This is a genomic window from Alteromonas sp. ABM1_013, from assembly GCF_056160505.1.
The window spans coordinates 392,242-417,017 of sequence record NZ_JBSWXH010000002.1 but is presented as its reverse complement, the minus strand read 5'-3'; the positions used below and the strand labels follow the sequence as shown (position 1 = coordinate 417,017).

Sequence of the window (24,776 nt, the reverse complement as noted above, 5' to 3'; positions counted from 1 at the left end):
CAATGATCCCCACTGTCAAGTAGAAAAAAGGCGTGAAAGCCGCATAAACACTGGGATTAAACTGGTTGGATATACAGTATTTTTAGGAAGTGTATGATTAGGCGCGTAAAAAAGATTAAAAAATATTCAGGTGGGCAAAATTAAACTTAAAATTTATCGATGAACGGCTGTTTGTATCTAATTTGAATGCTTTGGTTAGGTTAAAAGAAGTATCTAGGAATAAACGCAAAAAATGAACTACCAACCGAAGTTGATAGTTCATCGTTAATAATCGCTAGTTATCAATAGCTGATGGCTGCACTACTTTAAAAACGGTAAGAAGCTGTGAGCGACGCTACGTCGCTTTCGATATCGCTATCAATATCTGTTTCATAGCTTGCCGCTACTGAGAATTGTTCATTCACCCAGTAATCTAAAGCCACCCCTACAGTTTTTAAGTTGTCAAAGCCGTCTGGCGCATTGGTGTAGCTATAGCTGCCTTGAACACTTAGACCTGGGCTAAAGAAGTATCGTGCACTTCCTGATAAAACATCAACATCGTCTGCTATGTACTGGGCGGTGAAGTCCCAGCCAGTTCCCCCATTACCTACCGTGGTGTAGCGAGTAAATACGAGTGGTGAAGTTTCATTTTCACTTTCGCTGTAACTTTCTCCACCGGCATTAAAGTCGTACGTGGCACGCTGATAGATGACACCTGCGCCTATTTGCCATTGGCGTGATAAGTTAAACCCTACTTTTAAATCGATATTGGTGTAATCCTCATCACCAAAGTCGTCGTCAAATTTACTATGGGCACCTTCAATGGCTAGCATCCACGTATCGTCGAAATAGAAAGTTGTACCTAAATTAAACACGTCGATACCGTCTAAATTAGCGTATCCACCAGACAGACTTGATACGCGCTGTAGATAAGGATTAATAAGGTAAGCGCCGCTATCGCCACTCACCTCGTCAAGGTAGCGCACATATCTAGCACCGTAGAGGTTATCATCTACCCCTTCAAAATCGACAGCGGTAACTTGTACTTCGTTTTGTGTAGCGGCATGTACTGCTGAGACTGAAAATACTGAAGCCGTTATGAGTGACAGTGCAGTTAGCGTTGTTGAAAGCTTATTAGATTTGATGTTCATGTCTTTTGTCCTTAAAAAATGTGTTGGGAACGATGTGTAAGATAAAGTATTAAAACTTAACGGTTTCTGAACGAAACATGACGAAATCTGAACGTAGATTTAAGGTACAAAAAAACCCGCAACTTTGCGGGCTTTTAAACTTAAAAAATGAAGGAGCGATTACGCGTTTGGCGTCGCTTCCGCTGGCGCTTCTTCCGCTTTAACAGCAGAAAGCTGCATGTTGCGAATTGGGTTATCTGTATCGTTTGAAAGCTCAACAAGACGATTAAGCTGACCCACTGACATCATTACCGCATAAATTGCACCTAGGAAGCCTTGTTTGTGTAGCTCAAGTACTTGCTCTTCAGGTAGCTCAAGAAGTTTCTTCTCGTTAATGCTCATCATGCCTGTAACATTGCGCTGCTTACCGTCTTGGTAAGTAAGGCGAATTTGAATTGGATCAAGAAGATCTAGTTCAACAACTTTAGCTACAAAACGCTGTGTTAGCATTTCACTATTAGCAAGGTCTGCTAGGAACTTCTGACGGCTATCAAGGAATTCACTGGCTTCACCAGCTTCAGTAAACAGAGGCTGACCATCGTCAGAAATAAGGTCAGAGTTTTCATCAATGTAAACGCCAAGCTTGTCGCCGTCTGGACGTACGTCAAACGGATAGCGAAGGATGTTCATTGGAACGTGAGGACCTTTCCAGCTGTCGCCAGTTAGGAAAAGGTTTTGACCTTGTTCCATACCAAGCATAGTCACAACGTGGTGACGCTTAGATGCGGTGTCTTCAATGAACACTAGCGGCATTGTTGCAGCAAGTTGTGCAAATTCACGGATAGTTGCTGCTGCAAGGTGTGTGTTTTTCGCAAAGCTGAAAGATGTGTTTACCGCAACCTTTAGGTCTTTATGCTTTTCTTTATCTAGCGGTACAAAATTAATAGCCATATTTATTTCTCATACTTGTTAGCTGTGGCCCCGGCTTAATTATGTGAGAAGAGCGGGTGCCACTAAAAAAATTACGTCGGCCGCGCTGATGCTTAGTAGTCATCGATAATTGGCGGAGCGCTTGGGAGTATCCCGTATTCGCGCAATGAAGTCACGCAGTCTTCACCATAACAAGTTTTAAATTTTTATTGCAATGTAAACTTGAGGTAAACAAGCACAAGCGCTCTAAAAATGAGCAATATCGACTAATTTAGGGGTTCACGAGATCAATCTGAGGTTAATGCGTAGCAAGTAAAAGCCTATTGTCGCGGTGTGCATTATCCTTTAGTCTCGTATTGCTATTAAGTTAGCGATTGTTGACCTAAGCGACAAAAAAACAAAATAAGGATTTTCTATGAAGGGGCGCTTCCCACTCTCATCTTGCGCAATACTTATCTCTGCGCTTTTTGCTTCACACTCTTCTCTTGCTAAGAGCTCAACTTATTCAGCATCTGAAAAAGCTATCACGATCGCACAAGAAACCATTATTGTAGATGGTCACATCGACGTTCCCTATCGCGTAAAGGAAAAGTGGGTGGATGTTACTAAAGCCACTGAAGGTGGAGACTTTGACTACCCTCGCGCAGTTTCTGGCGGCCTGAACGCCCCCTTTATGAGTATTTATGTACCTGCCAGCTTGGACAATTCGCCTGAATCTACCCAACTTGCCCATGAGCTCATCGATTCAGTAGAAGCCATTGTTGCCCGCGCCCCGGATAAATTTGCCATTGCTAAAAGCCCTTCTGACGTAAAAGCCCAATTTGAAAAAGGATTAATTTCATTGCCAATGGGCATGGAAAATGGTTCTCCTATTCAAGGTGATTTGGCGAATCTAACGGCTTTTTACGAGCGCGGCATTCGCTACATCACCCTCGCTCATAGTCAAGCTAACCACATCTCTGACTCTTCGTATGACTTGCGTAGAAAATGGAAAGGCTTAAGCCCGTTTGGCAAAACCCTAGTGGGCGAAATGAACAACATCGGCATCATGCTGGATATTTCCCATGTGTCTGACGACGCCTTTTACCAAGTTATTGAATTAACGAAAGTCCCGGTCATTGCATCGCACTCTTCACTGCGCCGATTTACTCCTGGTTTTGAGCGCAACATGGACGACGAGATGATCAAAAAACTCGGCGAAAATGGCGGTGTAATTATGATTAACTTTGGTTCAAGTTTTGTGTCTAAAGAAGCCGGCAAGTGGCGTAGAGGGCTTACGGCTGCGCGCAAGGCGCTGATTGAAAAAGAAGGCGAAGATAGCCCTAAGCTAGAGAACTTCGAAGAGAATTATCGCAAAGAAGTACCTTACCCTTATTCAACCCTTGATGAAGTGCTCGACCATATCGATCACGTGGTAAAACTGATTGGTGCTGATCATGTAGGTATTGGTTCAGACTATGACGGTGTAGGTGACTCATTACCCATTGGACTTAAAGACGTAGCGAGTTTTCCAAACTTAGTACAAGGATTGCTGGATAGAGGTTATAGCCGTACCGACATTGAAAAGATATTGAGTGGAAACCTTTTGCGCGTTTGGCAACAAGTGGAAGATTATGCGGAAAAGCACGCGGAAGAGCATTAATCGGGCAACACTTTAAAAATGAAGCGTAGGGAAGCGTGTTATCGCTTCCCCATACTTTATCTAGTCTATTGCACTTTCAATCTTGCACTTTCAATCTTGCACTTTCAACTCCATTATTTCTTGCTTGACACAATTAAGTAAAACGCGCTTGGCAATACCAACAGCGTTAATACCAGTGCACTCGCCATACCGCCTACCATAGGCGCCGCAATTCGCTGCATCACCTCACTTCCGGTTCCAGTGGCATAAAGCACAGGCAACAAGCCAACAATAATAGAAAGCGATGTCATCATAACAGGGCGAAGCCTTGCCGAGGCGGCATGGACAATAGCCTTTTTCACAAGCTCATCTTTTTTGGTGTTGCCACTTTCTGTTGCGTGCTTAGTAAGTGCTTCTGATACATATTGGTTTAGATAGACCAGCATGATAACGCCTATTTCTACCGCTACACCTGCTAAGGCAATAAACCCAACACCTACCGCCACCGACAGATTGAAGTTAAGAAGGTAAAGCAACCACACACTGCCCACCAGCGCCAACGGTAAGGTAGCAAGTATGAGTGCCACATCGCGAAGACGTTTAAATACCAGATAAAGCAAAAGGCAGATAATGGCTAACGTTAGCGGTATAACCAGCGACAGTTTTGCTTTCGCGCGCTCAAGGTAAGCAAACTGCCCCGCCCACGTGATGGAGTATCCAGTGGGCAAATCGAGGTTCAGTGACAAATGGCGTTTCGCGCTATCCACATAGCCCCCTAAGTCAATGCCTGTGGCCGAGTCTGACGAGATATCAATATATACCCACCCATTTAATCGGGCATTTTCGCTTTTAATCCCCGCCGGCCCGTCATCAATACGCACAGTTGCCACATCTCCAAGGGTAATGTGAACACCGCTTGGCGTGACGAAAGGCATGGATGCTAAAGATTCAGGCGTATCGCGGTAGTGCTGTAAAAAACGCATGGCAATAGGAAAACGCTCACGCCCTTCCACTGACTGCGTAACCACTTTGCCGCCCACTGCCGAGCCCACAATACTGTGAACATCGTCTATCGTCATGCCATAACGCGCCGCCAACTGCCTGTCGATATCGATATAAACGTAACGGCCACCCACCACACGCTCAGCGTATACTGATGCTGTATTGGGCAGGTCTTTAAGCAGTATCTCAATATCCTTTCCTATGGCTTCAATGCCTGCTAGGTCAGGCCCCGCAATCTTGATCCCAACAGGGGTTTTTATCCCGGTTGCCAACATGTCGATGCGGGTTTTAATTGGCATTACCCACGCATTGGTCAGCCCAGGAAATTGCACCAGAGCGTTAAGCTCTTCTTTGAGCGTTTCAGTGGTCATGCCCGCCCTCCACTGGGCTTTCGGTTTAAGCTGAATGAAGGTTTCAATCATGGTCAATGGTGCAGGGTCTGTGGCCGTATCTGCGCGTCCAATTTTCCCGAATACCGTTTCAACCTCGGGCAAGGTTGCAATAAGCTTGTCCGTCTGCTGTAAAAGCTCTCTGGCTTTACCCACTGAAATACCCGGGTAGGTTGTAGGCATATACATCAAATCTCCTTCGTCCAGTTCGGGCATAAATTCACTACCTAGTTGGCTTAACGGCCAGTACATGGAAAGCAAGAAGCAGAATGCTCCCAACAAGGTGGTCCGTGGGTAGTTAAGCAACCGCGTCAGCAATGGCTGATACACACGTTCTAAAGCTCGATTTACCGGGTTCTGGGCTTCAGAACGTATTTTTCCGCGCACGAAATAACCCGCCAGCACAGGTACCAAGGTAATTGCGAGCGCCGCAGCTGCTGCCATGGCATAGGTTTTGGTGAAGGCAAGAGGCGCAAAAAGACGCCCTTCTTGTGCTTCTAACGCAAAAACAGGAATAAAGGATACGGTGATAATTAGGAGCGCAAAGAATAAAGCTGGACCAACTTCGGTGGTCGACTTAATCACCAACTCCCAACGTTTGGCTGCCGAAAGCTTTGCAGGTGTTGGCGCAGAGGCTGGTAGAGATGTTCGCGACTGGGCGCTCCCTGAAACTCTTTGACTTGCTGAAGCTCCCTGACTTGCTGAGGCTCCCTGACTTGATGAAACAGCATGCTGATGAATGTGTTTGTGTAAATTTTCAACCACAACAATAGCGCCATCCACCATTGCACCAATAGCGATAGCAATGCCACCTAAAGACATGATGTTGGCATTAAGTCCCTGCAGTTTCATTACGATGAACGCGGCGAGAATGCCAATAGGCAAACTGATCAGCGCAACCATAGATGAACGTAAGTGAAACAAGAAGATAGCGCATACCAAACCAACAACCAGCAATTCCTCCACTAGCTTATTGGTGAGGGTATCGACGGACTCATCAATAAGGGTAGAGCGATCGTAAACGGGGACGATATTCACCCCTTCCGGCAAGCTCGCTTTTAATGTATCCAGCTTAGCTTTAACCGCATCGATAGTGGCTTTTGCGTTTTCGCCATAGCGCATCACTATAATGCCACCCACGGTTTCGCCATTCCCGTTTAGTTCAGCAATACCGCGGCGCATCAACGGGCTTTCTACCACTTGTGCTACATCGTTAATCGTTATGCTAACACCGTCTTTGATAACGCCTGTGGGCAACGCCAGTATGTCATCAATGCCCTGAATATAGCTTTGCGCGCTAACCATGTACTCTGCTTCGGCCATTTCAATAACCGAAGCGCCTGACGCGCGGTTACCCCGTTTAAGGGCAATGTCTATCATGGATGGCTGAATGTTATAGGCACGTAATTTTTCAGGGTCGACAATAACTTGGTATTGTTTAACCATCCCTCCAACAGACGCCACTTCAGATACGCCTTCAACTGACTGAAGCTCAAACTTTAAGAACCAGTCTTGCAACGCCCTTAATTCACCGGCATCTAGCGCATTTGGCTGACTAGCATCGTTTTCCAACGCATAAATGTAAACCCAACCTACCCCTGTCGCATCTGGACCTAGCTGGGGTGTCACGCCTTCTGGAAGTTGCGAAGACGCTTGGCTTAGGTATTCCAGAACGCGGCTTCGAGCCCAGTACATGTCTGTATCGTCATCAAAGATTATATATACGTAGGCATCGCCGAAGAATGAATAGCCTCGCACCGTCTGTGCGCCAGGCACTGACATTAGCGCAGAGGTGAGAGGAAACGTCACCTGATCTTCCACCACTTGCGGCGACTGACCGGGATAGTTTACTTTCACTATAACTTGGACATCAGATAAATCAGGGATAGCATCAACGGGGGTGTTTTTCACCGCCCAGACACCCGCAATACTGAGCATAATAGCGCTCAGCAATACCAGTATTCTATTGTTTACCGACCAGCGAATTACCGATTCAATCATGGTGCATATGCTCCTTATGATTTATCGATTTTTGTTCTGCCGACTTATGCTCTATTGATTTATGCTCCATTGATTTATGGGCCATTGACTTACAAACCGTGGACTCATGAGCATCGCTTTGCTCTCCATCGCCCTTCCGCTCGCCCGCATCATGTTTATGATTACTGTGCTCTGTGCCATGAACCATGCTCTTGTCCATTGCATGTTCACTACGCTTTCGCATATCAATAACCGTGAATTCTTCGCCAGTTACAAAGGTGAACATGATGTTGTCGCCTTCTTTGAACTGAGATAGGTCAATATGCTTTGATACCGCAAATGACATTGTCGCAGGTCCCCGTCCCCACTTTTCTATTGGCCCGCGAGCGATCACTAACTTTGCGTTATTCGAAGCACCATTCGTTTCGGTGTCAGCCGGCAATTCAATTGCCTCAATAGTACCTGTTGTCGTAGCCTGGTGATCGGGCGCTTTCGTTCGCTTAAAGTCACTGCTTTTCGACGATTCTGAATCAATCAAAAATTGTGCTGATACCACCACATCATCCTCTGGCAGTAAGCCTTCGACGACTTCAAAATGTGTGCTATCGCTTTGCCCCAGCGTTACCCGTACCGACTTAAAGTTGCCATTGCCATCGCTGAGTACCACTTTTGCGCCCTCAGCCGTGCGAATAACGGCACTGCGAGGAACCAGTAATGCCGCCTTACGTTGAGTAGGCTTTATTCCAACGTGGGCAAACATATTGGGCTTTAACGTGTGATTGTTATTGTTTAGCGGTATGCGCACTTTCAGGGTTCGCGTTGTTTCTGACAAAGACGGATAAATATACTCTACGTGGCTTTCCCATTTAGCACCGGACCCATGGTCCATTTCGTCGAGGGTAACCACCGCGCTATTATGAGGCGCTATGATTTGCGCGTATTTTTCAGGTACCTCAGCAATCACCCACACCGTATCTAGCTGTGCGATGCTCATCAAGGTTGTCCCGGGCTGAACGTAAAACCCCTCCCGAATATTCAGCGCTTCTACTACACCGCTTTGCGGCGCGTTAAATGTGACGGTTTGTGCTACCCGTCTACTTTTCTGCAATACTTCGATAACGCCCTTTGATAGCCCTAGAGTTTTTAGGCGCTCGGCTGCCCCCTCAATTAAACGTGAATCTCCTCGCTTAAGAGCTAAAACGTATTCTTCTTGTGCGCTAACTAATTCTGGCGAATACAGGGTATAAAGTGCCTGTCCTTTTTCTACTTGCTCACCTTGGGATTTAATGAAAAGCCTGTCGACCCAACCTGATACTCTAGGGTGGATGTGCACAATACTATCTTCATCGTAGGCAACGTTACCCACCGCCGTTACAGTCTGTTGAAGTGCTCCAATGGTAACGGGCGCGACTTTAACCCCTATATTGTGCTGTACATTTGGCGGGACCATTACGGTACCAGGCGAACGCTCATTACTTTTCGCAGATGTTGCATCGTCATTGGCGTATACGGGCACTAAGTCCATTCCCATCGGTGACTTTCCCGGTTTGTCACGGCGATAGCTGTCATCCATAGGCGCTACCCAATATAAAGGGGCTTTATTATCGCTGTGGGCACTTTTATCGCTGTGGGTGTTTACTCCGCTGTGGGCACTTTCACCATTTCCGTGTTTTGATGAATCAGACAACAGTAGTGAGGCCAAGCCGAACGCTAACAGGCCGCCAAATAGCAGACCTATTAGCAAGCCTTTTATTAGCGTGCTTTTTGTATCTGGAGCAGGTTGAGTTGAAGATGTCATATTAACTACTCTTTATTCGAAAAATGGGCGTGAGTGGGCAGATACAAATAAGCAAGTGACGCCAATGTTCTGGCGCGCTCGATGTCGATTTTGAGTAAATCATCCTGTACCTGTACTTGCTTGAGGTTGGCATTAACAACATCACTAATATCACCGGTGTCTGTGGTATAAGCTGTCAGTTCAGCTTCAGAAAGTTGCTGTGTTTCACCAACTAACGCCGTTTCATAAAGCGCTTTGCGCTCACTTAGCGCTGACAAGCGTGATTTAAGCACCTCTGCATTCGCGGCAAGCTCGTTCACTTTCAAGCGGAAGTCCGTTTCAGACGCACTCATTTTGGAAGCCGCCGCGGCTATCGAAGCGTCTTGACGAGATTTATTGAAAAACGGAAGGTCTACTTGAACACCCAATGACACAAAATCAGCTCGGCTTGCGCCGTTTTGCGCGTCTTGTCTGTAACCATAACTTGCTTCAAATGCCCACTGAGACTTAGTTTGCTCTCGCGCTATGTTCACATTTTGCGCCTCTATCTGGGTCTGAATTTGAAGCAGCATAGCCTCAGGATGATGCTGTAGTATTGAAAAAGGCTCACTGCGCTCAATAACCGTTAAGAACGAAGAAAGGCTGAGGCTGCTGTCGTTTAAGATAGCATCGAGCTCGATACGCTTTGGATAAGAAGGCGTTGATTCTTGCGTTGATTGAGCCAGCGGTGCGCTTACAGAGTCATCTACGGGCGCACCAAACCATTTTGAAAGTGCCGATCTCGCTTCATTTTTTTGCTGGTAGGCCTGCACATATTTGTCGTCTAGTGACAACAATGCCAAGCGCACTTGCAGTATGTCTTGCTGCGCCGCTGCACCAACGCCTTGACTGTATCTGGAGTCAGTAAAATCGAGTAGCTGTGTAAGCAATGATTTCTCTTTGTCCAATAATCTAATGCGACGTGTTGCATGGACCCAATCTAACCAAGTAAGGGTAACTTCACGTTTAAGCCACGCCTTTCTCGCTTGGCTCTCTACCGACATTTGATCAGCCATAACCTGATACTTTTGCTGGCTGTAGAGGTTTTCATCGCCTCGCGGTAACTGCTGCTTCAAACCTACTTTAAATTGCGTCATAGGCTCTTGATCAAATGCGTAGCCGTCGGTAGGCAAGTTTTGTACAGACGCTGAAACCTGAGGGTTTACCCAATATGATGACGCTTCAGCTTCTGCATTAAAGCTATTCTTGCGATGCACATTCCCTTTAAGCAAAGGGTCGTGTTGAATAGCTAACTGCAGCGCTTGTTCCAGGCTTAGGGTCTGCGCCACAACAGGCTTATTAGCCATAAAAAAAGAAGAAAGCACAAAAATTAAGACGAACAAAGCGCTTACTTTACAAGCTCTGTCAGCGCTTTCGTTCACTTTTTTAGGTACCGAATAGTTGCTCATGTATAACATCACTTTTTAGGTGTAAGGCGTGTTAGCGTTGCCCCGCTCTTCGCTAAATTTGACAAAGAGAATTAGCAAAAAGGCTTACCACGCGTTACATAGATAAAAGAGTAGAGACATCTCAAAACGACTAGACGACGTCGCTATATAAAAACGTCTCTGCTGCGAAATAAATCCGCGAGATAGATCTATGCTGTGAAAAGTGATTTAGGTGGGCGAAACTGCACGAAGTGAGGAGGTGTACATTGTCCTAGAATAGGTGCAGCTGCAGCCATTCTTGCTACCGATATTTCGGTCTCGACTGTAAGCTGGATAAGCGCACTAGCGCTAATATTAAAACAGTGATCAGCTGGGCATTTACATTCATCCTTGCAGCAAGGCATGTCGCTCATCTGCGCTGCTTTCACGCTATTCACGCCTGCATCGCTAACTTGTACGCCGTCGAACTGAGCGGGTTTGCTCTTGCTGGTTTTTGCACTTAAATCTGTATGTTGTGATGACACCTCGTGGTGCTGACAATGTGTATTAGCAGACTCAGGTGATTGAACTTGATGCTTAGCATGAGGTGAATCAGATTGCGGCGTCATCGCCGACTCTGAATGGGCATGTTCATATGAATGTTCAATAGATACAGCGCTACCTGAAGACACAAGGGCCATCATTAAAAACAGTATAATAAACCACGAACTTGCATTCGTCGATTTATACCGATTAAGCGTTAAACCAATCCGAAACGTTTTCAAATACTGTACTCAGAACACTGCTGTATCGACTTAAAATTCGTTCAAATAATAGCGTGATGTCACTGACCAGTAAAGGCAAGGGAGTGTTTCATCACGCTTCAAATTTACTTAAATTGCGACAAATAATCTTTCAACATCAAGCCCATTGTCGAGAACAGTGGGTTTGCTTTAGGTACCGCACATTCTTCCTGCTGATTCACCATGTTTGCGTTAAAATTCATTTTATTGAGCAAGCTTGTATTCACGACTAAATCTGCGTGGCACAACCCGTAAGATTCATCGATAACGAAAAAAGTGTTCGGACCTTTACTTGCTTCCATTAACTGCTCTATGCCGTGAATTGGCGTAGTGACATCAGCTTGAGAATGAGCGGCAAATAATGGCACTTCAATTTGCTGCCCTTCCTCGACTTTGTCGCGAATGGTGTTAATTAAGTCCATCAATTCCAACCCAGCTAAACCCGCCACGTTAGGATATTTGTAAGGGTTAGGCCCATGGGTTTGATAACTTCCATCAATCACTCGTGCTAAAAGTTTAATGCCCCAAATTCGAGACATACTTTCAGCGTTATCAGATAGCGCCAGCGCGCCAGAAAATAGCATAAGACCATTAATATTATTTACTTCGCTTCCTTTACTATCCAGATAATGTTCAACCGCCAGTGCCCCACCTGTAGAAAAGCCACCAACAAGCAAGGTATCGCCCATATTATCGGCCAAACTGACAACTTCATCTACATGTGACTGCCAGCGTTCAGCTAAATCCCAGTCAGACATGTCATCACCGGCGTCGCGTTTACCATGCCCAGGTAGAAGCGGCACGACTACGGTAAAACCCTGTTCAAATAATAGATTGGCAATTTCACGCATGAAGAAAGGCGAATCACTTAGGCCGTGGATAAGCACTGCCACCTTGCTGCTTGATTTGTTAGTCAGCATGAAAGGGGCATTGCCTTCATTACGCAATACGTTGCTGCAAACAGAAAAGCGATTGAGTGCTGTTTCTCTACACGGCTGGGTTTGCCCCCACTCTTTTTCATAAAATGCTTTGAATTGATTTTGCAGATCTGAAAAACCTCTGCTTTTCATTTCGCTAGTATCGGGTATAGACACATTTGCAGCTATGGCCAGATTCGCGCCTAAAAGCGCAACAATACCTACAAGCATTTTTACAAAAAACTTCGATGACACCATTATTCTCCGCTACGGATAATTAATAAAAAACGGGAGCAGTTTACCATGCTCCCGTTTTTTGTACCGATTAAAACCTACAAGGTATTAACTAAAGTACGCCTCTAGATCGTCTGACCCACCAATGTGCTTACCGCCAATGAAAACTTGCGGCACGGTTTCGCGACCACTAATCGCCGTTAAGCTTGTTAGAGAGGCATCTTTGCCCAACACAACTTCTTCGTATTCATAACCCTTTTCATCTAGCAACTGTTTAGCTTTAGCGCAGAAAGGGCAGCCTGGTTTTGTGATAATAGACACAGGAGCATTAGTTTGCTCTTCTGGCGCAATGTAAGCCAACATAGTATCTGCATCTGACACTTCAAACGGGTCTCCAGGAACATCTGGCTCAATAAACATCTTGTCCACAACGCCATCTTTCACAAGCATAGAGTAACGCCAGCTTCTTTTTCCAAAGCCTAGCTCCGCTTTATCTACTAACATGCCCATGCCGTGAGTAAATTCACCATTGCCATCTGGGATCACCGTTATGTTTGCGGCTTCTTGGTCAGCTGCCCATGCGTTCATAACGAAAGTGTCGTTTACTGAGATACACACTATGTTGTCGATACCGTGCTTCGCAAACTTCTTTGCTAATGCGTTATAACGAGGTAGATGCGTGGACGAGCAAGTTGGTGTAAAAGCACCTGGAAGTGAGAACACCACGACATTTTTGCCAGAAAATAATTCATCGGTCGTTTTCGTTACCCATGCATCCCCTTCTCGACATGGAAACGACACGCTTGGTACTTTTTGGCCTTCTTTGGAAGTGAAGCGACTTTCTGACATAACAACCTCTTATCGGTAATTTCTACTGTAAATATTCATTTAAGAGTAGAAGACTAGAATGAGTCCAGTCACAAATCAATAGGTATTATCTTACATTCGTTAATATCGATTTTGATGCTGAAGCTCGCTTCTAGCCTGCCTATGCTTTTAGTCGAGGTTGGGGAGAGTCATGTTATCTATGAAGGTTCCCGCAACGCTCAACATTTTAACGTAAGCGATATTCGAGGGTTATCACCATGATTATTTTAGTTGGTGGAGAAAAAGGCGGTAGCGGAAAAAGCTGCTTGGCACAGAACATTGCAGTGTATCTTCGCACTGAAAAAGGTGCCAAGGTATTGATGGTGGATTGTGACCCGCAGCGAACGACCTCAGACTGGATCCAAGAGCGTAAAGCAAACCCTCGTCTTGCTGAAATTAACTGTGTTCAATTATATGGCAAAATACGTAACGAATTGCTCAGTCTGCGACAGTATTACGATTACGTAGTGATCGACTGTGGTGGACAAGACAATCTTGCATTGCGCTCATCAATGGCGGTTGCTGACCATATACTGATTCCACTTAGACCTAAGCGTCGCGACCTTAAAACCGTACCCCATATGGAAGATATTTTGTCGACTTGTAAAATGGTCAACCCAAAAATGAACGCGGCTTTTGTCATTACACAGTGTCCTTCGCTTCCTAGCCTAGCTAACCGCATTTTAGAGGCAAAAGAAGTGTGTCGTTCATTCGGCATCCCTGTTTTAAACTCTGTCACCTTTAGTAGAAATATGTATGACGATTCTGAAGAATCAGGGCAATCGGTGATTGAGAGTGAACCTGAGGGCAAAGCCGCTACGGAAATACGAACCCTGTTTGAAGAGCTATTAGCTGGCAAATTGGAGGATGCTTATGAGTTTGCTCAACCTCAAAAAGTCGAAGCCGTTAGCTAAGCCCAATCTTCGTTCGATAGAAGATTTTATTGATGATGCGCTGCTTTATGCGCAAGGCAAAGTTGATAAACAAGAAGAACAAGGAAGAAAAGGTTGCGTTAAAACCGTAAACAACCAGAACGTTGCACCAATAAGAAAACCGGCGAAAACGGAAGGTATGCGTCACGCTACCTTTACCTTAACGCCGCAGTGTATTGAAAAGCTTGCAGATATTGCTCATAGAACAGGAAAAGCAAAGTCAGCGCTTATTCGCGAGTGGATTGAAGAAAATAGCAAATATTAAACTAAAGTATAAATCCAAATACGTATAAGATTCGTTTTATCCTTCAAAATAATAAAGTTGCTAGGCCAAAGGCCTATTGAGATACTTAGTATTAAGCGTATTCTGACAGCGTATAGGAGATACAATAGAATGGGCCGTGGAGGAATAAGCACAGCGCGCGTGCTGGTGTGTGCCCTAGTGATTGCTGTATATCTTATACCGAGCAAACCGGTAAAGGCATTCGAACTTTTTCATACTGAAGTTACACGAATTGAAAACCTGCTCAATGCCAAGCAGTATTCGGATGCAGACAGCACTGCGCTCTTGCTTTTAGAACAAGCGTTGCAACAAAAGCAGATGCCTGCAGATATCTTTTCATCACTAGGTGAGCTACTGCAAAACGCATCTCGCTTTGAAGTAGCAAAAGCCATTTTTAATGCTGCGTTAGAGCGTTACACCCTTGAAGGCCGTCTCAATAAAATGGCGTCAACGCTTCTACAGCTTGCCACCTCCGAGCGACACCTGTCTAATTATACGAATGCCGTAACCTATGTCAGGCGCGCAATGTCTATCGCTCAAATTGAGCGCGATGATCTTTTAAAAGCCCGTTTAAATCTCGAGCTAGGTATAATCCAACAAGAACAAGGCGAAATAGAAGCGGCGTTAGAGCCACTGAAAAATGCGCTACGTTACTTTCGGGAAAATAACATGGCTAACGAAATGAGCCTTTCCCTTCTTCGCATTGGCGAAATTTATAGTTTACTTAATCAGTCCACGTTAGCCCACACCTACTACCAAGATGCATTCGATAGCATTCAAAGCACAGGGACGCCTAAACTTCTCGGTTCAATTAAAACACGAATGGGCGAGCTGTCACTAAAATCCGGCGCCATCAAGCAAGCTATACAAACCATAAATGAGGGCCTTACTCTTCTGCTTTCAACTAACGACGTTGGTGCCATTGCACAAGCAAAGATGCTAATGGGTAAAGCCTTCGTTGAAAGTGGCGAGGTTGCTAAAGGTAGAACGCTTCTGCAAGAAGCCATGCAGTTCGCAAGTTCATCGGGGCAGACAAAATTAATGAAAGAAGGCCGACTCGCCCTCGCTCAAGCCTATATGAAAGAACAAAATTTCGAACTGGCACTTACAGAAGCGAGAACAGGTACTATCGATGCGCGTACAAACAGAGATATTCGTGGGCAGTTGAGCTTCCTTTCATTGCAGCTTAGTGCTTTTGTATCTTTAGGTGAATTTAAAAAAGCCTTGGATATTCAATCTGTCATTCAACAGTTGCGCGAAGTTTTGCTCGACTCAGAAAACAAGTCAGCCATTGAGGGGCTTCAGGCTGAAATTGAGCTTGTGCGTCAGTCTCGTACACTAGAAAAACTGGAAGAGTCTAAGCAGCTTGTACTTGCCCAAGCTGAACGTGAAAACTTACAAACTACCTTGTTTTGGAGTGTATCGTTAGCTGCACTTCTGCTCACATTTTTAGTTTGGAGTCGATACAAACAGCGCCAACAAACTATTATTCTACGTCGCGAAGTTAGACAGCAAACCTTAACACTACAAGAAAAAAACCAAGAATTAGAACGCGCTTACAAAACTCTAGAGGAAGTAAGCCTACGTGACCCTTTAACCGGCTTGTACAACAGGCATTATCTGGAGTCACAGCTTCCGGGCGAAATTAGACGCAGTCAATTTTCAGCAAGACAAAACCCAAATGCCAATAAGTCTAAACAAGACTTACTTTGCCTTCTGATTGATATTGATCACTTCAAGCGAATTAACGATGACTATGGGCATATAGCAGGAGACAAGGTGTTGTCAGCATTTGCCGGCGTCCTAAAAGAGGTATTCCGGCAAACCGATCTCATTATTCGTTGGGGCGGCGAAGAGTTCTTAGTAGTGTGTCGACAATCAAACAGAGAAGAATTACCAGAGCTGGCTGAGCGCTGTCGGGAAATGGTGGCTCGTACCTCTTTTGATATCGGTTTAGAAGAGCCTATCTACATTACCTGTAGCATTGGCTTCTCTCTTCTTCCTCCAGATAAAGAAGATGATTTTGATACCGCATGGAAGCGCACGTTTGCCGTTGTAGATTATGCGCTGTACGCAACTAAGCTGTCCGGTAGAAACGGCTGGGTGGGTGTTATAGAAACTCTTGAAACACCGAGAGCGCACCCAACTTTGTTAGATACTAAGTTCAACTTTCCTGGTTCTAGAATTGCCACGTCTTTTAATAACGTAGCCAGTATTCAATGGCCAGATACCCTCGATAAATAGCAGTAGAGGAAATGAGATATGTATAGAGGAAGTTGCAGTTGCCAAGCCATTCAATATGAAATTGAACATATTGATGAGTTCGAAGCCGACGATGAAACACTCATTCAGACAGATATCAGTAAACTGCGTATGGCCGTTGAAAAAGAAAGGCTTGTGATTGACTGCGCGCCTTCCGCGCTAGCCGAACTACATCAAGCAAACGGTGAAACGCACCATGTATGTAACGTGTGTGGAAGCGTAATATGCATAGAGGTGAGCCCAAATAAAGTGCTACTTGACGTTGCGTTTAGCGGTCACGACGCTTTAGCTGAGCCTCACCGCCAATTTATCTTATAAAGCAGTTCTAGTCGGTTTAGCTCAGTTCAGTTCAGCTCAGTTAAATAAGAACAAGCGATATACAACAAAGCCTATTGACTGTTTAATAACGCGAATGAAAAGGGTGGGATCATCTCACCCTTTTCGCGTTAGCACATAAAGCTATGATGACAAACGCTTAGTCACTGCTTTTAATGTCTTCCATGTGATACTTATCAATTAACGAATAAAGTGTTGGTCGGGTAACGCCAAGCAGTTCGGCAGTTTTCGACATGTTTTTGTCCGCTTTTTGATATGCTCGTCGTATGGCGCGACTTTCGGCTATTTCTCGTACTTCACGCAAGTTTAATGTTTCAGGCTCTTCGTGGGCATCTACTGGCATTAACCCCAGATCATCAGGCTGTATTACCGTCCCTTCAGCCATGATCACCGCTGACTTGAGCTTGTTTTGCATCTCGCGAATGTTGCCCGGCCATTTGTGAGCTAACATGGCATTGACTGCCGTTTCTGAAAAACTCTTAGCTTTGGCTTTAAACTCTTCGCGGTAAATGTTCAAGAAGGTACGAGCAAGCAGAATAATGTCTTGATCCCTCTCCCGTAGCGGCGGGATCATAATAGGCATTTCGCCCACTCGATAATATAAATCTTCTCTAAAGGTTTCTTGTGCGACCATGGCTTGTAAATCTCGGTGAGTCGCACAGATTACGCGTATATCAACCGGGATTTCATTGCGTCCACCAACCCGCTCAATCACCCTCTCTTGCAAGAAACGCAGCATCTTAGCTTGTAAACCAATAGGCATATCGCCAATTTCATCTAAAAATAGCGTACCGCCCTGTGCCGTTTCAATCTTGCCTACCGTTGTTTTATTAGCGCCTGTAAATGCCCCTTTTTCATACCCAAACAGCTCACTTTCAAGCAAATTTTCGGGAATAGAAGCACAGTTAATCGCCACAAAGGGTTTATCTTTTCTAGGGCTGTGTTCATGAATGCTTCGTGCAAACACTTCTTTACCGGTACCACTTTCACCAAGTAGAAGCGTGCTGATATCGGTGTTGGCAATTTTCTCGGCGCGGCGAACCACTTTTTGAATAGCTTCACTATTGCCAACTATCCTCGACATACCTGAACGAGTCCGCGCTAAAATGCTGTTCTCATGTTCTAATTTCGACAGGTTTAACGCGCGATTGACCAATAATTTAATAGTGTCTGAGTCGATAGGCTTTTGATAAAAATCGTACGCCCCGAAATCAATGGCTTTAAGCGCATTTTGCTTATCGCTGTTACCTGTGACCACTATGACTTTTGTTCTTGGCGCCAGCTTAATGATGTCGTGAAGGATTCGTAAGCCCTCAGAAGCGTTGGCAGGGTCTGGTGGAAGCCCTAAATCTAGCGTAACCACTTTAGGTTCAAAACGACGCAGCTGCGCAATAGCAGAAGTATGATCGTCAGCAAAAACAACATTGTAATCCGTAAGGCTCCATTTAAGCTGTTTTTGAATGCCTAAATCATCATCTACTACCAAAATGGTATCGGTCATTTCATCATCCTATTAATCTACTTCATCCATCCGAGGAATGTGGATTTTTGTCGCGTACGGATCCACTTTCTAATTATTTGTCTATCCTATCGGAAAATGCAGCGTAAAACAGCTACCGCGTCCGGGTTCACTTTGGACCGTTAGTTTACCACCGATAGACTCGATATAGGTTTTCGCATCGTAAGCGCCTATTCCCATACCTGCATTCCCTTTTGTGGTATCAAAGGGTTTAAATAAACGTTCTTCAATAAAGCTTTTTTCCATCCCCACGCCAGTATCTTCTATCATGACAAGCTGGATATTGCTGTCGGAATTGGCAGTTATCACTACATCAACTTCACCGTCATCACCTGTTGCTTGTTGCGCGTTACTGATTAAATGGTAAAAGACATTGGCTACTTTTTCTTTATCAACCATAACAGCCGTTTCTTTAAGCACATGCACTTTCGGTATAGGGTTTAAACCTGAGCAACGACTACTTACCACATCCTTGGCAACTTCCGAGAGTAAAAGCTCAGCGTCAACCCCTTCCTGTACCGCCTTTTTGTCTGTGAGTTGCTTTAACATTTTCTCCATTCTAGCTTTAGTATGTTCTAAAGTTTCAAATGTATCGTCGATAAACTCGGGATTGTGCTTATGTTGTTGCGCGTTCGCCAAAATAAGGTCCACTTGCGCTAGTACATTTTTTAAATCGTGCAGTACGAATGCAGACATTCTGTTAAACGCAGCAAACTGTGCATTTTCAGCAACTACTTGTGCCGCCTCATGATGCTGCATATAGGTACCTACCTGCTCAGAGACCGCAGTAAGATAGTCTTTAACTTCCCAATTGAGACTAATTTTTTCTTTGTCTCCAGGAGCAAGTAAGGCAAATCCCCATAACCCTCCGTCTTTTAAGAAAGGTACAAAGAGCTGGTAGCCCCACTCTTTTAAAGCATTGCGGTCTAGTTTTAACCCTTCGTAATCAAAAGGCTTCACCAGATAAGCATCTGTATCAATAATCCAACCATTTTTATCACTGTATTGCGCTAAAGTTTCTAATATAGCGTAGGTGGCACTGCCTTTCGCTTCGCTTGATATATCTGTAATAGGGGATGCCTCAGCCACACGTTCATAACCATTTGCATTCACCCTATAGAACAGGCCCGATTCATACTGAATAGCGTTCAGCATGCCCGTTAGCCCAGCGTGATAAACATCTGATGACGAATCCCCGGCCCTAGTTAACCACTGGGTTAACTTCACCCATTCGACGCGATAGTCGAACTGATTAGCAAAGAAATGCTTCGTTATAAAAACTTTGATTTTTGTGCGAAAGGCATTCGATAAAAATACTGTGGCTAACAACGCGAATGACATCACCACCAGGATAATTTGTACGGTAGCGCCCCAGTTACCCCCGACATAGTTGATGGCGTAGCCAACCACAGCCATGACAAATAGGTAACCACCCGCCACAAGCAATAATGAGCTATGTAAAACCACATCGCGGGATATAAATATATCTATCCCCCAGTGATGAATACGGCGAATTGATATTACGAGTAAAGGCATGAGCAAGAAGTAGATATAACCCCGTGCAGCGATATAACCAATTTCCACTTGGTTAACCATGGTCGCATTAGCGTAGGTTACAAATTCGAACAAATTTGTTGCGCCAAGATAGATAATAAGCGGTTTGAAGGCCCACTGCTCTCTTCCTGCTTGCCGATAAACAACCTCTAAAAGTACAAGAACTTCTAAAGAAAGTACGATTAAAACGAGAAAGCTCCACGCAGGGTTAATTGCCAATAAATAGGGTGCAAGAAGCGCGATAAGCGCAGGTGCGACGATAATTAGCGTAATAGGACGCTTTAATACAGCAGCTATATTACTGAAGTTAGTTTGAATACAAGCGGACAAAAACAAAAGCCAAGCCAATTGCTTTATAACGTCAACACTTAACAGCCAGCTAAGGGAAATGGGGCCGAACAGCGAGGTAATTAAACTTGTCGACCATAAAAAAGTGGCAGCGGTCGCAACGACAAGCAGGTGCTTGGCAACGCCTGGCTTTCTTACTGTTAGCAATAACAATAAAAGGGCTAGGTGCGCGAGACTATTTAGCCCGTAGCCTACATCTGAAATCATCCTTTTATCTCACCTTTATTATCATTATTAGGAGGCATAGATCTGCGTGCTAGCAGATCATTACATTGATAACACTCGATATATACCGACCATGTTAGATGCTGCAAAACTCCATCTCGTTTTTTGTATAACTCCTAAGTAGCAGCAAGAACCGCACTTATGCTGTGCACCTAGTCCTATTGCCGCATGAGATAAAGCAACGAGTTGGTAAAACGGGCTCACAAAATAAATAGTTAACTTACGCCCTTTGTGATGCGCAGGCCAAGCCTGCGCTCTGAGCTTTTACCGATTAAACCTTTATCGTTTTTGAATTACCAAGGAACCAATTGAATAGCCCGCGCCAAATGAGCAAAGCACACCGATATCGCCAGAGACTAAGTCTTCATGATTCAAACCAAAAGCAATGACAGAACCAGCAGAAGCAGTATTTGCGTATTCATCGAGTACGATAGGCGCTTCTGTTCTGTCTGCATCGCGCCCTAATAAGCGCTTACAAATTAAGGTGTTCATATTGATATTAGCCTGATGTAGCCACCAACGCTTCACGCCTTCTGGTGTAATGTTATGACTTGCCAGGTGCGCTTCTATATGAGCTGCAGCCATCGGGCAAACCTCTTTAAATACTTTGCGCCCAGCTTGGTGGAAAAGTTTGTCAGGACCGTAAGGGTCTACATCTTCAGCACGGGTCATATAGCCAAAATTCGAACGAATATTATTTGAATACTTCGTCAGTGCCTTAGTGCTAAGTACGTCATAAACGTGTTCGCTTTTTGCCGTTTCAGCGAGTTCTAACACAGTCGCTGTTGCTACATCACCAAAGATAAAGTGGCTGTCGCGGTCTGCGTAGTTAATTTGAGGAGACACTAACTCAGGGTTGATAACGAGTACGCGAGTAGCATTTCTAGCGCTTAGCATCTCATAAGCGCGATGCATACCGAAAGTTGCTGCTGAGCAGGCGACTAACATATCAAACCCAAAGCCCTCGATATTTAGTGCTTCTTGCACTTCAATAGCGATAGCGGGATAGGCGCGTTGTGTGTAGGCACACGATACAATAACGGCATCAATCTCATCTGCACTCACGTTCGCTGAAGCCATAGCTAACTTAGCTGCTTCAACGGCTATTTCTGCCTGATGAGAAAGTTCATCATCTGCTCGCGGCGCAATTTTTGGTTTCATGCGAGTGATGTCTAGCGCGCCCTCTTTTTGATAAATATAGCGACTTTTAATTCCCGACGCCTTTTCAATAAACTCTGCACTTGAGTAAGGCACGGCGGCTAGCTCACCTGCTTCAATTTTAGTTTTGTTTTCAGCATTAAACGCGTCGGCGTATGCGTTATAGCTTTCTACTAGTTCTTCATTGGTAATACTATCTTTTGGGTGCCAAACACCCACACCGCTAATCACTATTTGTTGAGACATAAGCATTCTCTATTATCTGTTAACACTTCTGGCTTTTAAAACGTCGCGTTACTTCGTGTCCTTCACGCTACGGTGCCAGTGCAATTAAGCCTAATCGTACCTTTTGTTAGCAATACGACTGCGTTTTATGAGCTATAGCTTACCTTAATCCGTGGTCACTGTAACTATGGAGGAAGCCACCGTCCCTCTCAAACACCTAAATCGCTGCTGAAATAGAATTGACTTGACCAATAAAACAGCATCCATTGAGCCACTCCAACAAGAATTGTTTGTTCAAAGAAACAAAATCAACTTCTTTCCCTTTCACATCCACAGCTTAAGTAAGCAAACAAAAACCTCAAAATATTAAAGAGTTAGAGATTTAAAACGAACGTAAATTAAAGTGACTAGCAAATAGACGCCCTCGCACCTCTACAATTTATTTACAAAATGATGACCTTCAACGCGATATTGGTTGACAAATTGGCAAGATAGAAATAGGGTTTAAACATTAAATTGGTAATAACAATAGTCTCTCGATTATTAAGTGCCGTCTTTTCGGCAATAATCTGTTTATGACTAGGTGATACCAAAGGTGACGAGGTTGTATCTAACCTTCGAATTTTTACTTATGAGGAAAAGATAATGTCTAAACCATCAATTGGTTTCATCGGACTTGGTCTAATGGGCGGCAACATGGTTGAAAACCTTTTAAACAAAGGCTTTCCAACCACAGTTATGGACTTAAACCCTGATGCAGTGGCTAAGTGCACAGAGCGCGGCGCAAAGGTTGCAAAAACAGGTAAGGAATTAGCTGAAAGCGCGGATATCGTCATGCTTTGCTTAACGACGTCGAATATTGTCGAATCAGTAATGTACGCTGAAGACGGAATCATGGCAGGGTTAAAAGAAGGTGCCGTGGTAATTGATTTTGGAACCTCTATTCCTTCTTCTACAAGAAAAATTGGCGCAGACCTAGCAGCCAAAGGCGTAGGCATGGTAGATGCACCACTAGGTCGAACTCCTGCACATGCGAAAGATGGCCTACTTAATATTATGGCTTCTGGCGACAAAGAAACTTTTGAAAAAGTGAAACCAGTTCTTGATGAACAAGGTGAAAATGTCTTTTACCTTGGTCAGCTTGGTGCAGGTCACACTACAAAACTGATTAATAACTTCATGGGAATGACCACCGTATGTGCAATGTCACAAGCTTTTGCTGTAGCAGAGCGCGCTGGCGTTGACCGCCAACAGCTTTTCGACATCATGTCTGCAGGTCCATCTAACTCGCCATTTATGCAATTCTGCAAAAACTATGCAGTGGATAATAATAGTGACTTAGGCTTTTCTATTGCTAATGCCAACAAGGATTTAGGCTATTTCTTGAAGATGGTAGAAGACTTAGGTACTGAGTCAAAAATTGCTGAAGGTTCATCTGCTAATTTACAAGCAGCATTAGACGCCGGCTTGGGTAACGGCAACGTTCCTGAAATCTACGACTATTTTGTCAAATTAGATAAGTAGTAAACGAACACTCTGGCGAAACTATACACAACCTAAAAGAGAAGTGATGCCGTGAAAATTCAAGGTCTACGTTGGTGGGTAATTACACTTATTGCTCTCGCAACAATTATAAATTACATCGATAGACAAGCTTTAAGCGTATTATGGCCTGCTATTGTAGAAGACTTGTTTCCAGATGAATCAGCGTTAGAAAGGAAACAGATTTACGCTAATATCTCCATCGTGTTTGTTTTCTCTTACGCGTTTGGTCAGGCGATTTTCGGTAAGATTTTCGACTGGATTGGAACGCGAATTGGCTTCGTTCTTTCTATCGGTGTTTGGTCACTCGCCACTATTGCTCATGCATTTGCGCAAGGCATGTTGAGCTTCAGTATCTTTAGATCGATTTTAGGTATTGCCGAAGCTGGTAACTGGCCTGGTGCAACCAAAGGTAACGCCGAATGGTTTCCTACGAAAGAGCGTGCGCTAGCCCAAGGCATCTTTAACTCTGGTGCGGCTATTGGTGGCATCATAGCCTTTCCAATTATTGGCTTTTTAACTCTGCATTTTAGCTGGCAGGCGGTATTTATTATCGTAGGTGCCATCGGTCTTTTATGGCTATTGCCTTGGGTTATTATAGTTAAAGCTCCACCAGCGATGCACGCTTGGATTACCGAGGAAGAAAAGCACTATATTCTTTCTGGTCAGCGCACCATGAGCGAAGATAAAGATGAAAATGGTAATGCCAAGGAAATGGAGGAATACAGCCCTTCAACAGGTGAACTGCTTTCTCGCAAAGAAAGCTGGGGCGTAATTATCGCTTCGGCGGCAATCGACCCTATTTGGTGGTTATTTGTATTCTGGATCCCTATCTACCTTAACGAAGTGTATGGCATGAACGTTACCGAGATAGGTATATACGGCTGGGTGCCCTATGTGGGCGCAATGCTTGGCGCATGGTTTGGCGGTTTGTTGGCGCAAAATCGTATAGCGGCTGGCTGGACGCCGAACAAGACAAGGAAGCTAGTTATCACCTTGGGTTGTCTAATAATGCTCCCTGCTCTTATCGCAATGTCAGACCCTGGCGCGCCAACGGTAGCGGTGCTTATTATGGCGGTTATCCTTTTCGGTTTCCAAACAGCAATAGGTAACGTTCAAACCCTTCCGAGCGATTTATTTGGTAAAAAAGCTGTGGGTACGCTATCTGGTTTTTCAGGTATGGCGGCGAAGCTGGGTGCGGTGGGCTTAACATCTTTGGTTCCATGGCTTACTGCAGATGGAAATTATACGCCAGCCTTCGTCATCGGAGCGTCGTTAGCTATCATTGCAATTGCAGCCATTTGGCTTCTTATCCCAAAAATAGAAATGCTTAAGCCTAAGAGTTAGTAAATTGGTG

General features: G+C 44.6%; 18 protein-coding genes. 7 read left to right on the top strand and 11 right to left on the bottom strand.

Annotation, left to right across the window (positions count from 1 at the left end):
- Nucleotides 1-305 precede the first annotated feature (305 nt).
- Nucleotides 306-1,130: a hypothetical protein gene (locus ACXAGK_RS06455; RefSeq protein ID WP_474854996.1), complete on the bottom strand. Its 825-nt coding sequence runs from the start codon at nucleotides 1,128-1,130 to the stop codon at nucleotides 306-308.
- Between the two features lie 159 nt (nucleotides 1,131-1,289).
- A complete protein-coding gene (locus tag ACXAGK_RS06450; RefSeq protein ID WP_474854994.1) occupies nucleotides 1,290-2,060 on the bottom strand; it encodes a SapC family protein in 771 nt (256 codons plus the stop codon).
- Between the two features lie 394 nt (nucleotides 2,061-2,454).
- On the opposite strand from ACXAGK_RS06450, the gene ACXAGK_RS06445 reads away from it, so the two are divergent.
- A complete protein-coding gene (locus tag ACXAGK_RS06445) occupies nucleotides 2,455-3,681 on the top strand; it encodes a dipeptidase (RefSeq protein WP_474854992.1) in 1,227 nt (408 codons plus the stop codon).
- Nucleotides 3,682-3,794: 113 nt separating this feature from the next.
- Here the strand turns inward: ACXAGK_RS06445 and ACXAGK_RS06440 are convergent, their stop codons facing one another.
- The 6 genes from ACXAGK_RS06440 to ACXAGK_RS06415 all read right to left on the bottom strand — a co-directional run bounded on the left by ACXAGK_RS06440 (nucleotide 3,795) and on the right by ACXAGK_RS06415 (nucleotide 13,017).
- Entirely contained in the window at nucleotides 3,795-7,052 is a 3,258-nt protein-coding gene (locus tag ACXAGK_RS06440) for an efflux RND transporter permease subunit (protein WP_474854990.1), read from the bottom strand.
- Nucleotides 7,045-8,829, bottom strand: a complete 1,785-nt coding sequence (locus ACXAGK_RS06435) for an efflux RND transporter periplasmic adaptor subunit (protein WP_474854988.1) — start codon at nucleotides 8,827-8,829, stop codon at nucleotides 7,045-7,047. The genes ACXAGK_RS06440 and ACXAGK_RS06435 overlap by 8 nt, the downstream gene beginning before the upstream one ends.
- Before the next feature lie 5 nt (nucleotides 8,830-8,834).
- Nucleotides 8,835-10,256: a TolC family protein gene (locus ACXAGK_RS06430; protein WP_474854986.1), complete on the bottom strand. Its 1,422-nt coding sequence runs from the start codon at nucleotides 10,254-10,256 to the stop codon at nucleotides 8,835-8,837.
- 188 nt (nucleotides 10,257-10,444) lie between these two features.
- Complete coding sequence (locus ACXAGK_RS06425) at nucleotides 10,445-10,915, bottom strand: hypothetical protein (protein WP_474855597.1); 471 nt, start codon at nucleotides 10,913-10,915, stop codon at nucleotides 10,445-10,447.
- 188 nt (nucleotides 10,916-11,103) lie between these two features.
- Nucleotides 11,104-12,192 carry an alpha/beta hydrolase gene (locus ACXAGK_RS06420; RefSeq protein WP_474854984.1) on the bottom strand — a complete coding sequence of 363 codons (1,089 nt, stop codon included), beginning with the start codon at nucleotides 12,190-12,192 and terminating at the stop codon, nucleotides 11,104-11,106.
- Nucleotides 12,193-12,276: 84 nt separating this feature from the next.
- The gene (locus ACXAGK_RS06415; protein ID WP_474805338.1) at nucleotides 12,277-13,017 is read right to left on the bottom strand and encodes a glutathione peroxidase; all 741 of its coding nucleotides are present in this window, start codon (nucleotides 13,015-13,017) and stop codon (nucleotides 12,277-12,279) included.
- A 236-nt stretch (nucleotides 13,018-13,253) separates the two neighbouring features.
- Here ACXAGK_RS06415 and ACXAGK_RS06410 point away from each other — a divergent pair, with 236 nt between their 5' ends.
- The 4 genes from ACXAGK_RS06410 to ACXAGK_RS06395 all read left to right on the top strand — a co-directional run bounded on the left by ACXAGK_RS06410 (nucleotide 13,254) and on the right by ACXAGK_RS06395 (nucleotide 16,830).
- The gene (locus ACXAGK_RS06410; protein WP_474854982.1) at nucleotides 13,254-13,949 is read left to right on the top strand and encodes an AAA family ATPase; all 696 of its coding nucleotides are present in this window, start codon (nucleotides 13,254-13,256) and stop codon (nucleotides 13,947-13,949) included.
- Nucleotides 13,909-14,232 (top strand): replication protein RepA, encoded by a 324-nt coding sequence (locus ACXAGK_RS06405; RefSeq protein WP_474854980.1) that lies wholly within the window; start codon nucleotides 13,909-13,911, stop codon nucleotides 14,230-14,232. The genes ACXAGK_RS06410 and ACXAGK_RS06405 overlap by 41 nt, the downstream gene beginning before the upstream one ends.
- A gap of 129 nt (nucleotides 14,233-14,361) precedes the next feature.
- Nucleotides 14,362-16,494 (top strand): tetratricopeptide repeat-containing diguanylate cyclase, encoded by a 2,133-nt coding sequence (locus tag ACXAGK_RS06400; RefSeq protein ID WP_474854978.1) that lies wholly within the window; start codon nucleotides 14,362-14,364, stop codon nucleotides 16,492-16,494.
- Between the two features lie 18 nt (nucleotides 16,495-16,512).
- Entirely contained in the window at nucleotides 16,513-16,830 is a 318-nt protein-coding gene (locus ACXAGK_RS06395) for a GFA family protein (protein ID WP_474854976.1), read from the top strand.
- A 157-nt stretch (nucleotides 16,831-16,987) separates the two neighbouring features.
- Here ACXAGK_RS06395 and prsR read toward each other — a convergent pair whose 3' ends face one another.
- From prsR to ACXAGK_RS06380, 3 genes are all read right to left on the bottom strand, one after another.
- Nucleotides 16,988-18,349: a PEP-CTERM-box response regulator transcription factor gene (gene prsR / locus ACXAGK_RS06390; RefSeq protein WP_474854974.1), complete on the bottom strand. Its 1,362-nt coding sequence runs from the start codon at nucleotides 18,347-18,349 to the stop codon at nucleotides 16,988-16,990.
- 81 nt (nucleotides 18,350-18,430) lie between these two features.
- Nucleotides 18,431-20,476, bottom strand: a complete 2,046-nt coding sequence (gene prsK / locus ACXAGK_RS06385; RefSeq protein ID WP_474854972.1) for an XrtA/PEP-CTERM system histidine kinase PrsK — start codon at nucleotides 20,474-20,476, stop codon at nucleotides 18,431-18,433.
- A gap of 297 nt (nucleotides 20,477-20,773) precedes the next feature.
- The gene (locus ACXAGK_RS06380; RefSeq protein WP_474854970.1) at nucleotides 20,774-21,898 is read right to left on the bottom strand and encodes a beta-ketoacyl-ACP synthase III; all 1,125 of its coding nucleotides are present in this window, start codon (nucleotides 21,896-21,898) and stop codon (nucleotides 20,774-20,776) included.
- A 624-nt stretch (nucleotides 21,899-22,522) separates the two neighbouring features.
- On the opposite strand from ACXAGK_RS06380, the gene ACXAGK_RS06375 reads away from it, so the two are divergent.
- Both ACXAGK_RS06375 and ACXAGK_RS06370 read left to right on the top strand, forming a co-directional pair.
- A complete protein-coding gene (locus tag ACXAGK_RS06375) occupies nucleotides 22,523-23,401 on the top strand; it encodes an NAD(P)-dependent oxidoreductase (RefSeq protein WP_118492763.1) in 879 nt (292 codons plus the stop codon).
- Between the two features lie 51 nt (nucleotides 23,402-23,452).
- Nucleotides 23,453-24,766, top strand: a complete 1,314-nt coding sequence (locus ACXAGK_RS06370; RefSeq protein WP_474854968.1) for an MFS transporter — start codon at nucleotides 23,453-23,455, stop codon at nucleotides 24,764-24,766.
- Nucleotides 24,767-24,776: the final 10 nt, after the last annotated feature.